Below are 12413 nucleotides of genomic sequence, written 5' to 3'. Positions count from 1 at the left end.
CCCTATCGACCGACTTCCAGCCAGACCGACACGGGAGGACCACCGCAGTGCCGAGCAACGAGCAGCGCCGGGAAGCAGCGAAACGAAAGCTCGAGCGTCAGCTCGAACGCCGCGCCGACAGAGCACGCAAGCGTAAGCAGCTGACCATCGCCGGTTCGGTGCTCGGTGTCGTGCTCGTGGTGGCCGCCGGCGCCGTCGTCTTCTCCCTCACCCGCGGCGACGACGAGGCGACGGAGGCATCGGCGGCGGAGTCGGTGTCGGCGTCACCGCAGTCGCCCGGTGTGATGCCCGCAGGCCGGTCCGAACCGCTGCCCGAGAAGGTGTCCTGCACGTACACCCCCGACAGTCAGCCGCCGGCGAAGCAGGTTAACCCGCCGCGCACCGACGAGATCGACACCACGCTCCGGGAAGTCAGCGTCAGCATGCAGACGACGCAGGGAAACATCGGTCTGGTCCTGGACAACGCCGACTCCCCGTGCACGGTCAACAACTTCCTGAGCCTGGCGAGCCAGAACTACTTCGACAACACCCCTTGCCACCGGCTCGTCACGTCCGAGGGACTGAAGGTCCTACAGTGCGGCGATCCCACCGGCGCGGGCACCGGCGGTCCGGGCTACGGGTTCGCCAACGAATTCCCCACCGACCAGTACGAGGCGTCGGATCCGGCGCTGCAGGTTCCGGTGACCTACCCGCGCGGCACGATCGCGATGGCCAACAGCGGTCAGCCCGACAGCAACGGCAGCCAGTTCTTCCTCGTCTACGCGGATTCGCAGCTCCCCCCGCAGTACACCGCGTTCGGGAAGGTCGACGAGACCGGTCTCGCGACCATCGAGAAGGTGGCGGCGGCCGGTGACGACGGATCGATGCAGGCCGGCGGCGGCAAGCCGAACCTGCCCATCGACATCACGTCCGTCCGGATGGACTGACGTCACGTGTGAGGATGGACCGATGAAACGCACCTCGATTCTCGTCGCAGGCGTGAGCCTCGCGGTCCTCCTCGCCGGCTGTTCGGATTCGTCCGACTCCGGCGGCTCGTCGACCAGCACCTCGTCGAAGGCGGCCGCCACGAGCGCGGCGGAGCAGTCGCTCGACCTGTCCAAGTTCGGCACGCTCCCCGCGGTCCCGGCTCCCGCCGGGGCCACCGTGGACTGCACGTACCCGGCGGGGCGGCCCGCCGTCAAGGACGTCACCCCGCCGCCCACGTCCGGTGTGTCCACCGTGGGCACGGTTCCCGTCGATCTCCAGACCAGCGCCGGACCGATCGGCCTGGTCCTGGACCGCGCCGAGGCCCCGTGCACGGTGAACAGCTTCACGAGCCTGGCCCAGCAGGGGTACTTCGACGACACCCCCTGCCACCGGCTGACGACCGAAGTGGGTCTGCAGGTGCTGCAGTGCGGCGACCCGAGCGGGGCGGGCACCGGCGGCCCGGGCTACGGATTCGACACGGAGTACCCCGAGACCGCGTTCGCGCCGAACGATCCGGCACTCGCGAATCCGGTGGTCTACCCCCGCGGCACCGTCGCGATGGCCAACAGCGGGCAGCCCGGCAGCAACGGCAGCCAGTTCTTCCTCGTCTACGCCGACTCGGTGCTCCCGCCCAACTACACCGTCTTCGGTTCGATCTCCGAGGAGGGCCTCGCGACCGTCGAGAAGATCGCGGCCGACGGCGACGACGGATCCATGTCCGCAGGCGGCGGCAAGCCCAACACCCCGGTACAGATCGAGACCGCGAAGGTCGGCTGACCCCGCACCCGACCGCACGAACGGGACGGTCGTTCGATCTGCTCGAACGACCGTCCCGTTCGTCGCCGGGAACAAGCGCTAGGCGGCGGACGTCACCCGGTACACGTCGTACACGCCCTCGACGTTGCGGACCACGTTCAGCACATGCCCGAGGTGCTTCGGGTCGCCCATCTCGAACGTGAACTTACTGATCGCCACCCGGTCGCCGGACGTCGTCACCGACGCCGACAGGATGTTGACCTTCTCGTCCGCGAGCGCCTTCGTCACGTCCGACAGCAACCGGTGCCGATCGAGCGCCTCGATCTGAATGGCCACCAGGAACACCGACGACGGGGACGGCGCCCACTTGACCTCGATGATCCGCTCCGACTGCTCCTGCAGGGAGCCGGCGTTGGTGCAGTCGGTGCGGTGGACGCTGACCGCGCCGCCCCGGGTCACGAAGCCCATGATCTCGTCGCCGGGAACGGGTGTGCAGCACTTGGCGAGTTTGGCGACCGTGCCCTCCGCGCCGGGAACCAGCACACCCGCGTCGCCGGTGCTCCGCGGACGCATCGGCATGGTCGACGGGGTGGACCGCTCGGCCAGCTCCTCCTCGACGTCGCCGACCCCGCCCAGATGGGCCACCAGACGCTGGACTACGTGCTGCGCCGACACGTGACTCTCGCCGACCGCCGTATACAGCATCGACACGTCGGTGTAGTGCAGTTCGTGTGCGATGGACGCCATCGACTCGGCGTTCATCAGGCGCTGCAGCGGCAGGCCGACCCGCCGCACCTCCTTCGCGATAGCGTCCTTGCCCGCCTCGAGCGCCTCTTCGCGGCGTTCCTTGGCGAACCACTGCCGGATCTTCGTCTTGGCGCGCGGCGACACGGCGAACGTCTGCCAGTCGCGGCTCGGACCGGCGTTGACGGCCTTGGAGGTGAAGACCTCCACCACCTCGCCGTTCTCGAGCTTGCGTTCGAGCGCCACCAGCCTGCCGTTGACCCGGGCGCCGATACAGCGGTGCCCGACCTCCGTGTGCACCGCATACGCGAAGTCGACGGGCGTCGACCCGGCGGGCAGGGTCACCACGTCGCCCTTGGGGGTGAAGACGAAGATCTCCTTGACCGCGAGGTCGTAGCGCAGCGACTCCAGGAACTCACCCGGGTCGGCGGCCTCACGCTGCCAGTCGAGGAGCTGACGCATCCACGCCATGTCGTCGACCTCGGCGACGTCACCGGAGTGCCTGCCCTTGGTCTCCTTGTACCGCCAGTGCGCAGCGATGCCGAACTCCGCGGTCCGGTGCATGTCGTGGGTGCGGATCTGCACCTCGAGGGGTTTGCCCTCGGGTCCGACGACGGTGGTGTGCAGCGACTGGTAGACGCCGTAGCGCGGCTGCGCGATGTAGTCCTTGAACCGGCCGGCCATCGGCTGCCACAGCGAGTGGACGACACCGACGGCCGCGTAACAGTCGCGGACCTCGTCGCACAGGATCCGCACCCCGACCAGGTCGTGGATGTCGTCGAAGTCGCGGCCTTTGACGATCATCTTCTGGTAGATCGACCAGTAGTGCTTGGGCCTGCCCTCGACGACCGCGTTGATCCGCGACGCGGTCAGGGTCGCGTTGATCTCCGCGCGCACCTTCGCCAAGTAGGTGTCGCGGGACGGCGCCCGGTCGGCGACGAGCCGCACGATCTCGTCGTACTTCTTGGGATGGAGGATCGCGAAGGACAGGTCCTCGAGTTCCCATTTCACGGTGGCCATGCCGAGCCGGTGGGCCAGCGGCGCGATCACCTCGAGCGTTTCGCGGGCCTTGCGGGCCTGCTTCTCGGGTGGCAGGAACCGCATGGTCCGCATGTTGTGGAGCCGGTCGGCCACCTTGATCACCAGCACGCGCGGATCGCGGGCCATCGCGATGATCATCTTGCGGATGGTCTCGCCCTCGGCGGCGTTGCCGAGCACCACCTTGTCGAGTTTGGTGACGCCGTCGACGAGGTGCGCGACTTCTTCGCCGAACTCGTCGGTCAGCTGGTCGAGGGAGTAGCCGGTGTCTTCGACGGTGTCGTGGAGCAGGGCCGCGACCAGGGTGGTCGTGTCCATCCCCAGTTCGGCGAGGATGCTGGCGACGGCGAGCGGATGCGTGATGTACGGGTCGCCCGACTTGCGGCGCTGGCTGGCGTGCCGTTCCTCGGCCACGTCGTAGGCGCGCTGCAGGAGCGCCAGGTCCGCCTTGGGGTAGAGCTCGCGATGCAGACTGACGAGGGGTTCGAGAACCGGCCGGATGGTCGTGTTCCGCTGACCTGTGATGCGCCTGGCGAGTCGCGCTCGTACCCGGCGCGATGCGGACGCCGGAACGGCGAATCCCTGTGCTCCACGGTTGTTACCGGAAGCCGGGTTCGCTGCAGGTGACTCGGCATCGGATTGCGCAGACGCGGGTGTTCCCGTGTTCTGCGACCGATCAAGATTCGAAGTCATGCCGTCACCTCCTACCACTGAAATGGCTCGGGCTCTGGGGCCCTGGCTGGTCTCGGGCATGCGCCCCGGTGGCCGTGACGACCACCAGGCCCAACTTTAGTACTCAGACCGTGACGAGGGACGTGAGCGGGTACTTTCCGAGGCGCTCGCGGCCGCCCAGCGCGGCGATCTCCAGGACCACGGCGATGCCGATCACACGGGCACCTGCGGATTCCACCAGCCGCGCCGTCGCGTCGAGGGTGCCGCCGGTGGCGAGGACGTCGTCGACGACGAGAACCGAACGCCCCTCCAGGCCGATCGATCCGTCCGGGATCTCCAGCGTGGCCGTTCCGTACTCGAGGGTGTACGACTGCGACAGCACGGGCGGCGGCAGTTTGCCCGACTTCCGCACTGCCACCACACCGGATCCCAGCTCCCGGGCCACGCCGCCGCCGAGGAGGAACCCCCGCGCGTCGACGGCGGCGATCACCTCCGCCGCCGGCGCGCACGCGGCCAGGGCGTCGACGACGACACGGAAACCGTCGGCGTCGGAGAAGACGGGCGTCAGATCGGCAAACCGCACGCCGGGTTGCGGGAAGTCGTCGGCCCACCGGGTGAGCCGGGTGACGGCGTCACGGGCCGCGGAATGATCGATCACCGGCGCAGAACCCACCTGTCCATGTTCCACCCGGCGCCCGAAACAGTCGGATTGACCGTTCCCGCCTGCAGACCCGACGCGAACGCGACGGTTCGCGGCTGGTCGAACAGCGGCACCGTCGGCACGTCCGACCACAGGATGTTCTCGACCTCCGTCGACAGCGACAGCTGGGTGGCGGTCGAGTCGTCGACGGCGAGCTGATCGACGATCCGGTCGACGCGACTGTTGCTGTAGTCGCCGAAGTTCGATCCGTTTCCACTGCGGAGGGCGTACATCGCGGTGGTGGCCGCGGCGGTGCCTGCCGCACCGGGGGCGGACGCCGTCCCCGCGAGCACCACGTCCACCTGCCCGCCGCGCAGCATCGACGGTGTGAACTCCGGCGAGGCGACGTCCTGCACGGTGATCCCGGCCGGGGCGCATGCCGCCGCGACCGCGGACACGATGTCGGCGCGCCGCGGGTTCGGGCCCAGGTATCCGATCCGGACGGTCGCCGACGTGTTGTCGGTGTCGGCGAGCGCGGCGGTGGCCGCCGCCGTGTCCGCCGTCTCGTACCGGCCGCCGACAGCGCCGGCCACCGACTGGTGGACGAGACTGTCGGGTGCGGTGACCCGCGTGCCGACCGGACCGCCGGAGCCGGCGCCGTCCGCGTCCGGTTCCGCGGCGAGCCCGAATTTCGCCGCCAGCTCGTCGCGGGGCAGGCAAGCCGCGAACGCCCGCCGTCCCGCCGCGTTCTCGAACAGCCCCGAGGTGGACAAGACGAACTGCTCGACGCTGCGGGAGGCCACCTCGGTCACCTCGAACCCGCCGAGGTCCAGATCCGGCGCCGATCCCGCGGCGACGTCGACGACCTCGACCGCACCGTCACCGATCCGCGCGCTGATGTCGGAAGACTTGGGCCACACCACGATCCGAGACGTGGCGGGACGGTTCCCCCACCAGCGGTCGTTGGCCACCAGCACCAGACCCTCGTCCGCGGAGAACGATTCGACCTTGTAGGGGCCGGATGCCGGGAACAGCGTGAGATCGAGGTCGCCCGGTGTCATCGTCCATCCGGAGTTCCAGAAGTCCGCGACGCGCGTGAGGGCCGCGGTGTCCGAATTCTGCACGGCGGACACGATGTCGGGGACACCGGTGGCAGTGGCGACGACGTGCGCCGGCATCATCGACGTCGCACCGAACAGCGACTTCCAGTCGGTGACGTTCCGTCCCGCCTTGAACGTGACGACGGCATCCTTCGCACCGGTCTGGCAGTCGATCCGGTCGATGTCCGTGTAGCCGGCGGTACTCGCCGCATCGAACATCGGGACGGTCGCGCCCTGGTCGTTCCGGCGGGTGAAGCGGCCGCTGTTCGCCGCCCAGGTGAGCACCAGGTCGTCGCAGGACATCGGGACGCCGTCGGAGTAGACGGAGTTGGGGTTCAGCTTGTACTGGATGGTGAGGGCGTCCCCGGGCATCGCGTTGGCGGTGCCGATGTCCGTGTCGGCCACCGGTCCGCCTTCGGGCCCGGTGTAGTTGAACCCGGGCAGGACCCGCGCGAACGCCTGACGCGCCCCCGACACCGCACCCGCGACGCTGTTCGCGTTGTAGGTGGTGACGGTGTTGTCGATGGCGTAGCCGATCGACGGGATCTGCTCGCCCTCCTCGGCGCATCCGACGAGGGTGCCTGCGAGGAGCACGGCCGCGAGGAGACCGGCACCCGACACGGCCGCCGTCCGGCCGCGTCGGGTGGGCGCACCGCGCCGGGTGCTGTGCGATGCGGGCATGTCAGTGCCTCTTCTTGTTGCGCTTCCCGGTGGGACGTGAGCCCGGAGCAGGTGCGGTCGACGCGGTTCGGGAACGCGGCACGGCCGCCTCCGGGGTGGATGCGGTCGCCGGCGCGCCGGCCTTCTGCGCTCCGCCTTCGGCCAGGGTCGCCCGTCGGGCGAGGACCTTCCGCGTGTGCGCGGCCACCGGACCCCACCGCTCCTTCAGGGTGACCAGCAACGGTGTCGCGAAGAAGATCGACGAGTACGCACCGACGATGATGCCGACGAGCTGCACCAACGCCAGGTCCTTCAGCGTTCCGACACCGAGCATCCACACCGCGACCACCATCAGCGCGAGCACCGGCAGCACGCTGATCAGTGTGGTGTTGATGGAGCGCATCAACGTCTGGTTGACCGCGAGGTTCGCCTGCTCGGCGTACGTGCGTCGGGTCAGATGCAGAATTCCCCGGGTGTTCTCCTCGACCTTGTCGAACACCACCACCGAGTCGTAGAGCGAGAATCCGAGAATCGTCAACAGGCCGATGACGGTCGCCGGGGTCACCTCGAAGCCGACGAGCGAATACACACCGGCGGTGACGGCGATGTCGAAGAACAATGCGACGATCGCGGCGATCGCCATGTCGCGCTCGAACCGGACGGCGATGTACACGCTGACGATCACGAGGAACACAAGCAGCGCGATCAGCGCCTTCTGGGTGATCTGCCCGCCCCACGTCTCGCTGACGTCGGCGACGCTGATCACGTTCTCGTTGACGGTGCCGTCACTGTCCTTCGGCTGGAACTCGTCGTACAGCGCGTTCTGCAGCTTCACCACCTGGGCCGCGTCGAGCGCCTCCGAGCGGATCTGCACGGTCGCACTCGAACCCGAGCCGACGGTCTGCACCGAGACGGGGTCCATTCCCAGCGCGTCGGAGTAGACGTTCTCCACCTGTGTGGTGTCGACCCCGTCGCCCGCGGGGAACTGGATCCGCGATCCACCCTCGAAGTCGATACCGAGGGTGAATCCACGGACGAGGATGCTCAGCAGCGAGATCAGCACGATCGTGCCGGTCAGGATGTAGTAGAAGCGGCGGCGGCCGACCACCTCGAAGGCGCCGGTTCCGGTGTACAGCCGGGACAGCCAGCTGTGCCGGGGCATCGATGTCTGGTTGACGCCCGAATCGGACAGCGAAGACTCGGGGTCCGTCTGCGACGCAGACTTGGACGACGTGGTCGATTCGCTCATACTCGTGACTCCTTCGCCGACGCTGCGGCAGCCTTGCGTTCCTTGGCGATCTGCTGCACGGCACCCAGTCCGTTGACGCCCGGCCTCGACCAGAACGGCGACTTCGAGGCCAGGTGGACCAGCGGCCACGTCACCAGGAACACGACGACGACGTCGAGAATGGTGGTCAGGCCGAGGGTGAACGCGAACCCGCGCACCTGGCCGATCGCGAGGATGTACAGCACCGCGGCGGCGATGAAGCTGACCGCGTTACCGGACAGGATGGTCCGGCGCGCACGCGCCCAGCCGCGCGGAACCGCGGACCGGAAACTGCGTCCCTCTCTCATCTCGTCCTTGATTCTCTCGAAGAACACCACGAACGAGTCGGCCGTCATGCCGATGCCGATGATCAGACCGGCGATGCCGGCGAGATCGAGGGTGAAGTTGATGTACCGGCCGAGCAGCACCATGATCGCGTAGACCATCACACCGGACAGGACCAGGGACAGCGCCGTGAGCACTCCGAGCATGCGGTAGTAGAGCAGGCAGTAGAGCAGCACCAGGACCAGACCCACCAGACCGGCGATGAGACCGGCCTGCAGCGAGGCGAGACCCAGGGTCGCGGACACCGTCTCGGCCTCCGACGCCGCGAACGACAGCGGCAGCGAACCGTACTTCAGGGTGTTCGCGAGTTCCTTCGCGCTGTCCGCGGTGAACGAACCGGTGATCGACGTCGAACTGCCTGCGGGTGTCGCGCCCTGGACGACCGGCGCGCTCACCACCTTGGAGTCGAGTGTGAACGCGGCCTGCTTACCGATGTTCTGCGACGTGAACGTGGCCCAGGTGTTGCTGCCCTCGGACTTGAACGTCAGGCTCACCTCGTGCCGCGACTGCTGGGAGTTGTACCCGGACGTCGCGTCGGCGATCTCCTGGCCGTCGATGATCGCCGGTTCGAGCAGATACACGGCCTGACCGTCGGTGGAGCACGCAACCAGCGGCAGAGCCGGGTCGTCGTTGCCGCGCAACGGGTCGGGCACGCTGCAGTCGAGGGTCGCCATGGCCTGCTGCTGTACGGCAGGGTCGGTGCTCTGGCGCGTGGCCCGGGCGGCCGCGATCTCGTCAGCCGCCTCGGCGGTTTCGGTCCCGGACTCGTCGGTGGGCGCCGGTTCCACCGTGGGGGCGGGCGCGGGTGACGTGGACGGGTCCTGTGCCGGGAACGGCCGGTTCTGCGGCGCGGGAGTCTCGGTTCCGGCGGGCGCCTGGGCCGGCGTCTCACCGGCGGCGGGCGCCTGCGTGCCTGGAGCGGCCGCGGCCTGCGACGTCTGGACGGGGCGGACGTACAACCGCGCCGTCTGGCCGAGCGACCGGGCCTGGGCGCTGTCGTCGCCGGGGACGGTGATGACCAGGTTGTCGCCGTCGATGACCACCTCGGAGCCGGACACGCCGAGTCCGTTCACACGGGTCTCGATGATCTCCTGCGCCTGCCGCAGGCTGTCCGGCGTCGGCTTGCTGCCGTCCGGGGTGCGTGCGGTGAGGGTGACTCGGGTCCCACCTTGCAGGTCGATGCCCAGCTTGGGTGTCGCGGACTTGTCGCCGGTGAAGAACACCAGGGCATACAGAACCGCCACGAGCACCGCGAAAACGGTGAGGTAGCGGACGGGATGCACCGATCCTGTGGAAGGTGCCACGATCTCTATGTCTCCTCAGTACGTGCAGTTCGGGTGGGAACGCTCACAGCGCACGGGACCGGCGGACGCAGGGCTGTGCCCCGGTCACCGCGCCCGGGGCGCGACGCGACGGTTGCGTGGGTGCACCGCGGAAGCGCCGGTCAATCCTTGTTCAGCCGCGGCGTGGTGTCGCCGCCGTTCTCACGATCCTCGCGCACGATGTCGGTGGCGGGGGCCTCGGTGCTGATCGACTCGTGGTCGATGGCACCGTCACCCTGCAGCGGGGCGTCGACGATCTGCTCGCGGACGACGAGACGCGACCACGTGGTGACCACGCCGGGAGCGATCTCGAGGTCGATCGTGTCGTCGCCGAGCGCGACGACGGTGCCGTGCAGACCGGCGGTCGTGAGGATGCGGTCGCCCACCGAGAGCGAGTCCTGCAGAACAGTCACCTTGGCCGCCTCCTTCTTCTGCCGGCGGATCCCCAGGAACATCGGGACGAGCAGCGCCAGAATCAGGAGCGGGAAGAGAAAATCCATCTGTAAGTCAACCTCGAGGTATGTCGCACGGTCCGAAGCACTGGTCCCGGTTGGACCGATGCAATACACCAGTGTGCCATCACCGGCCCGGACACCGGTTCGGTCGGCACGAGGCGGGCGTTTCTCCGGGAGTCGATCAGGGGTCTTCCGGATCGAACAGGGAGGCCTGCGGTTCGTTGACGCGGACCTCGATTCCGCCGGTCACGGCGTCCGGCGGCGGGGTCAGGCCCAGTTGTATCCACGCGGCCGCGGTGGCGACACGGCCGCGGGGTGTGCGCGCGATCATTCCGGCGCGGACGAGGAACGGCTCACACACCTCCTCGACGGTGGCGGGCTCCTCACCCACCGCGACCGCCAGGGTGGACACCCCGACCGGGCCGCCGCCGAAGCTGCGCACCAGGGCGCTGAGGACGGAACGGTCGAGGCGGTCGAGTCCCAGCTGGTCGACGTCGTACACGGCGAGGGCGGCGTGCGCGATCTCGCGGGTGACGACGCCGTCCGCGCGGACCTCGGCGTAGTCGCGGACGCGGCGGAGCAGGCGGTTCGCGATGCGGGGTGTGCCCCGGGACCGGCTCGCGATCTCGGCGCCGGCCTCCTCGCCGAGTTGCACCCCGAGGATGCCCGCCGATCGCATGAGGATCTGCTGCAGCTCCGCCGGTTCGTAGAAGTCCATGTGGGCGGTGAACCCGAACCGGTCGCGCAGCGGCCCGGTGAGCGCCCCCGAGCGGGTGGTGGCCCCGACCAGGGTGAACGGCGCGACCTCCAGGGGTATGGAGGTGGCGCCGGGACCCTTGCCGACCACGACGTCGACCCGGAAGTCCTCCATCGCGAGGTAGAGCATCTCCTCCGCCGGACGGGCGATGCGGTGGATCTCGTCGATGAACAGCACGTCGCCCTCGACGAGATTGCTCAGCATGGCGGCCAGGTCGCCGGCGCGCTCGAGCGCCGGACCCGACGTCAGTCTCAGCGAGGAACCCAGTTCGGCGGCGATGATCATCGCCATGCTGGTCTTTCCCAGCCCGGGAGGTCCGGAGAGCAGGATGTGGTCGGGGGTGCCGCCGCGCATCTTGGCGCCGGTCAGGACGAGTTGCAACTGCTCCCGGACCCGCGGCTGCCCGATGAAATCGTGCAGGTTCTTCGGCCGCAGGCTGGCCTCGATGTCGCCGTCGCCGGCGACGAGATCGGCCGAAACCGGGGACTCGTCGTCGTAGTCGCCGCCGGGTTCCGGATTCATCTGGTCTTCCCGAGCAGGGACAGGGCGGAGCGCAGCGCGGACGAGGTGGTCGACTCGGGGGCCTCGGCGAGGACGGAGTCGGTGGCCTGTTCGGCCTGCTTGGCCGGGAAGCCGAGCCCGACGAGCGCCTCGACGATCTGATCGCGGATCGATCCGCCGCCGCCCGCGCCGAGCGGCACCGCCCCGGACGTGGACGCGACCGCGTCGACCTTGTCGCGCAGTTCGACGACCATCCGCTCGGCCCCGCGCTTGCCGATGCCGGGCACCCGGGTGAGTGCCGTGACGTTGCCCTCGGCGAGCGCGGCCCGCAACGCCTCGGGTTCGAGGACGGCGAGTGTCGCCATCGCCAGGCGTGGACCGACACCCGACACCGTCTGGAGCAGCCCGAACAACTCCTTGGACTCAGAGTCGGGGAACCCGTACAGCGTCATCGAGTCCTCGCGGACGATCATCGCCGTGACCAACCGGGCCTCGGTTCCCCGCTGCAGCCCGCCGAGGGTGGCCGGGGTCGCGTTCACGCGATATCCCACTCCCGCGGATTCGATCACCGCATGGTCGAGGGCGATCTCGAGCACCTCGCCGCGGACGGACGCGATCATCGTGTACCTGCCTTCTTCACTTCGGCCAGCCGGGCCTGGTAGCGACGTTTCTGTTCGGCGGCCGCGGCCTCGGCGCGGGCCATGCGTTCGATCATCGGCGCCCGCCAGCAATGGCAGATCGCCAGGGCCAGCGCGTCCGCGGCGTCGGCCGGTTTGGGCGCGGCCGCCAGCTTGAGGATGCGTGTCACCATCGCCGTCACCTGAGCTTTGTCGGCCGATCCGCTTCCGGTGACGGCCGCCTTGACCTCACTGGGGGTATGGAAACACACGCCGATGCCGCGGCGCGCGGCGGCGAGGGCGACGACGCCGCCCGCCTGCGCGGTACCCATCGCGGTGCGCACGTTGTGCTGGGAGAACACCCGCTCGATCGCCACGACCTCCGGCCGGTGCAGATCGATCCACGATTCGGCGGCCTCCGAGATCCGCAGCAGTCGTGACGACAATTCGAGGTCTGCCGGGGTTCGGACCACGCCGACGGCCACCGGGGTGACGGTGCGGCCGTTGCCGCCGTCCACCACTCCGAATCCGCACCGGGTCAGACCGGGATCCACACCCAGCACACGCACGCAA

At 69.0% G+C, this 12413-nt stretch carries 11 protein-coding genes; 2 read left to right on the top strand and 9 right to left on the bottom strand.

Going from position 1 to position 12413, the window contains the following annotated elements:
- The first annotated feature begins 47 nt into the window (after positions 1-47).
- Positions 48-926, top strand: a complete 879-nt coding sequence (locus JWS14_RS37185) for a peptidylprolyl isomerase (RefSeq protein ID WP_072942228.1) — start codon at positions 48-50, stop codon at positions 924-926.
- Between the two features lie 22 nt (positions 927-948).
- Positions 949-1743, top strand: coding sequence for a peptidylprolyl isomerase (locus JWS14_RS37180; RefSeq protein ID WP_072942230.1), 795 nt, complete (start codon positions 949-951; stop codon positions 1741-1743).
- Between the two features lie 78 nt (positions 1744-1821).
- On the opposite strand, the gene JWS14_RS37175 is transcribed toward JWS14_RS37180, so the two are convergent.
- The 9 genes from JWS14_RS37175 to ruvC form a co-directional block, all read right to left on the bottom strand.
- A complete protein-coding gene (locus tag JWS14_RS37175; RefSeq protein ID WP_072942231.1) occupies positions 1822-4197 on the bottom strand; it encodes a RelA/SpoT family protein in 2376 nt (791 codons plus the stop codon).
- 103 nt (positions 4198-4300) lie between these two features.
- On the bottom strand, positions 4301-4834 hold the full coding sequence (locus JWS14_RS37170) for an adenine phosphoribosyltransferase (RefSeq protein ID WP_072942453.1): 534 nt from the start codon (positions 4832-4834) through the stop codon (positions 4301-4303).
- Complete coding sequence (locus JWS14_RS37165) at positions 4831-6597, bottom strand: ABC transporter substrate-binding protein (RefSeq protein ID WP_206015401.1); 1767 nt, start codon at positions 6595-6597, stop codon at positions 4831-4833. Before JWS14_RS37165 ends, JWS14_RS37170 begins: the two co-directional genes overlap by 4 nt.
- 1 nt (position 6598) lies before the next feature.
- The gene (gene secF, locus JWS14_RS37160; RefSeq protein ID WP_072942236.1) at positions 6599-7825 is read right to left on the bottom strand and encodes a protein translocase subunit SecF; all 1227 of its coding nucleotides are present in this window, start codon (positions 7823-7825) and stop codon (positions 6599-6601) included.
- Entirely contained in the window at positions 7822-9492 is a 1671-nt protein-coding gene (secD, locus tag JWS14_RS37155; RefSeq protein ID WP_206015400.1) for a protein translocase subunit SecD, read from the bottom strand. The genes secF and secD overlap by 4 nt, the downstream gene beginning before the upstream one ends.
- Positions 9493-9632: 140 nt before the next feature.
- The gene (gene yajC / locus JWS14_RS37150) at positions 9633-10010 is read right to left on the bottom strand and encodes a preprotein translocase subunit YajC (RefSeq protein WP_095860657.1); all 378 of its coding nucleotides are present in this window, start codon (positions 10008-10010) and stop codon (positions 9633-9635) included.
- A gap of 136 nt (positions 10011-10146) precedes the next feature.
- Positions 10147-11244: a Holliday junction branch migration DNA helicase RuvB gene (gene ruvB / locus JWS14_RS37145; protein ID WP_072942242.1), complete on the bottom strand. Its 1098-nt coding sequence runs from the start codon at positions 11242-11244 to the stop codon at positions 10147-10149.
- Positions 11241-11843, bottom strand: a complete 603-nt coding sequence (ruvA, locus tag JWS14_RS37140; protein ID WP_072942244.1) for a Holliday junction branch migration protein RuvA — start codon at positions 11841-11843, stop codon at positions 11241-11243. Before ruvA ends, ruvB begins: the two co-directional genes overlap by 4 nt.
- On the bottom strand, positions 11840-12409 hold the full coding sequence (gene ruvC / locus JWS14_RS37135; protein WP_072942246.1) for a crossover junction endodeoxyribonuclease RuvC: 570 nt from the start codon (positions 12407-12409) through the stop codon (positions 11840-11842). Before ruvC ends, ruvA begins: the two co-directional genes overlap by 4 nt.
- Positions 12410-12413 lie beyond the last annotated feature (4 nt).

It is taken from the genome of Rhodococcus koreensis, assembly GCF_017068375.1.
In the GTDB taxonomy this organism is placed as follows: domain Bacteria; phylum Actinomycetota; class Actinomycetes; order Mycobacteriales; family Mycobacteriaceae; genus Rhodococcus_F; species Rhodococcus_F koreensis.
Note: the sequence above shows the minus strand (reverse complement) of the source record. Positions and strands in the feature narration are given on the sequence as shown.